Genomic DNA, 2,734 nt, shown 5'->3' with positions numbered 1-2,734 from the left:
GAGGCGAACCGGGAGAACTGAAACATCTAAGTACCCCGAGGAAAAGAAATCAACCGAGATTCCCTCAGTAGCGGCGAGCGAACGGGGATTAGCCCTTAAGCATCTTGGAAGTTAGTGGAACGGTCCTGGAAAGGCCGGCGATACAGGGTGATAGCCCCGTACACGAAAACAACCTTGATGTGAAATCGAGTAGGGCGGGACACGTGACATCCTGTCTGAATATGGGGGGACCATCCTCCAAGGCTAAATACTCCTGACTGACCGATAGTGAACCAGTACCGTGAGGGAAAGGCGAAAAGAACCCCTGTGAGGGGAGTGAAATAGAACCTGAAACCGTGTACGTACAAGCAGTGGGAGCCCTTCGGGGTGACTGCGTACCTTTTGTATAATGGGTCAGCGACTTACATTTTGTAGCGAGGTTAACCGTATAGGGGAGCCGTAGGGAAACCGAGTCTTAACTGGGCGTCTAGTTGCAAGGTGTAGACCCGAAACCGGGTGATCTAGCCATGGGCAGGTTGAAGGTTGAGTAACATCAACTGGAGGACCGAACCCACTAACGTTGCAAAGTTAGGGGATGACCTGTGGCTGGGGGTGAAAGGCCAATCAAACTCGGAGATAGCTGGTTCTCCCCGAAAGCTATTTAGGTAGCGCCTCGGACGAATACTACTGGGGGTAGAGCACTGTTTGGGCTAGGGGGTCATCCCGACTTACCAACCCCATGCAAACTCCGAATACCAGTAAGTAATATCCGGGAGACACACGGCGGGTGCTAACGTCCGTCGTGAAGAGGGAAACAACCCAGACCGCCGGCTAAGGTCCCAAAGTTCTGGTTAAGTGGGAAACGATGTGGGAAGGCTCAGACAGCTAGGATGTTGGCTTAGAAGCAGCCATCATTTAAAGAAAGCGTAATAGCTCACTAGTCGAGTCGGCCTGCGCGGAAGATGTAACGGGGCTCAAACCAGGCACCGAAGCCGCGGATTCACGCTAAGCGTGAGTGGTAGGGGAGCGTTCTGTAAGTCTGCGAAGGTGTGTCGAGAGGCATGCTGGAGATATCAGAAGTGCGAATGCTGACGTAAGTAACGATAAAGGGGGTGAAAAGCCTCCTCGCCGGAAGACCAAGGGTTCCTGTCCAACGTTAATCGGGGCAGGGTGAGTCGACCCCTAAGGCGAGGCCGAAAGGCGTAGTCGATGGGAAGCAGGTTAATATTCCTGCACGACTTGTAATTGCGATGGGGGGACGGAGAAGGCTAGGTGGGCCAGGCGACGGTTGTCCTGGTGAAAGTGCGTAGGTGGTGTTTCTAGGCAAATCCGGAGACACAACACTGAGACACGAGACGAACGCACTACGGTGCGGAAGCCATTGATGCCCTGCTTCCAGGAAAAGCCTCTAAGCTTCAGATTACAAGTCATCGTACCCCAAACCGACACAGGTGGTCGGGTAGAGAATACCAAGGCGCTTGAGAGAACTCGGGTGAAGGAACTAGGCAAAATAGTACCGTAACTTCGGGAGAAGGTACGCTCTTGTTGGTGAAGTCCCTTGCGGATGGAGCTGACGGGAGTCGCAGTGACCAGATGGCTGGGACTGTTTATCAAAAACACAGCACTCTGCAAACACGAAAGTGGACGTATAGGGTGTGACACCTGCCCGGTGCCGGAAGGTTAATTGATGGGGTTAGCGCAAGCGAAGCTCTTGATCGAAGCCCCGGTAAACGGCGGCCGTAACTATAACGGTCCTAAGGTAGCGAAATTCCTTGTCGGGTAAGTTCCGACCTGCACGAATGGTGTAACCATGGCCATGCTGTCTCCACCCGAGACTCAGTGAAATCGAATTCGCCGTGAAGATGCGGTGTACCCGCGGCTAGACGGAAAGACCCCGTGAACCTTTACTACAGCTTGGCACTGAACATTGAACCTACATGTGTAGGATAGGTGGGAGGCTTTGAAGGCGTGACGCCAGTTGCGCTGGAGCCGTCCTTGAAATACCACCCTTGTATGTTTGATGTTCTAACGCAGGGCCCTGAATCGGGCTCGCGGACAGTGCCTGGTGGGTAGTTTGACTGGGGCGGTCTCCTCCCAAAGAGTAACGGAGGAGCACGAAGGTTGGCTAATCCTGGTCGGACATCAGGAGGTTAGTGCAATGGCATAAGCCAGCTTAACTGCGAGACGGACAGGTCGAGCAGGTACGAAAGTAGGTCATAGTGATCCGGTGGTTCTGAATGGAAGGGCCATCGCTCAACGGATAAAAGGTACTCCGGGGATAACAGGCTGATACCGCCCAAGAGTTCATATCGACGGCGGTGTTTGGCACCTCGATGTCGGCTCATCACATCCTGGGGCTGAAGTCGGTCCCAAGGGTATGGCTGTTCGCCATTTAAAGTGGTACGCGAGCTGGGTTCAGAACGTCGTGAGACAGTTCGGTCCCTATCTGCCGTGGGCGTTGGATGATTGAAGGGAGTTGCTCCTAGTACGAGAGGACCGGAGTGAACGAACCTCTGGTGTTCGGGTTGTCACGCCAGTGGCACTGCCCGGTAGCTAAGTTCGGAATCGATAACCGCTGAAAGCATCTAAGCGGGAAGCGAGCCCTGAGATGAGTCATCCCTGACCCCTTGAGGGTCCTAAAGGGCCGTTGGAGACCACAACGTTGATAGGTGGGGTGTGTAAGCGCGGCGACGTGTTGAGCTAACCCATACTAATTACCCGTGAGGCTTAACCATACAACACCCAAGAAGTGTTC

General features: G+C 53.8%; 1 rRNA gene. It reads left to right on the top strand.

Annotation, left to right across the window (positions count from 1 at the left end):
* A 23S ribosomal RNA gene (locus tag AB5Y95_RS02200) occupies positions 1–2,714 on the top strand; the annotation flags it as partial.
* Positions 2,715–2,734 lie beyond the last annotated feature (20 nt).

It is taken from the genome of Aeromonas sp. R5-3, from assembly GCF_040908225.1.
GTDB classification, from domain to species: Bacteria; Pseudomonadota; Gammaproteobacteria; order Enterobacterales; family Aeromonadaceae; genus Aeromonas; species Aeromonas dhakensis.
Note: the sequence above shows the minus strand (reverse complement) of the source record. Positions and strands in the feature narration are given on the sequence as shown.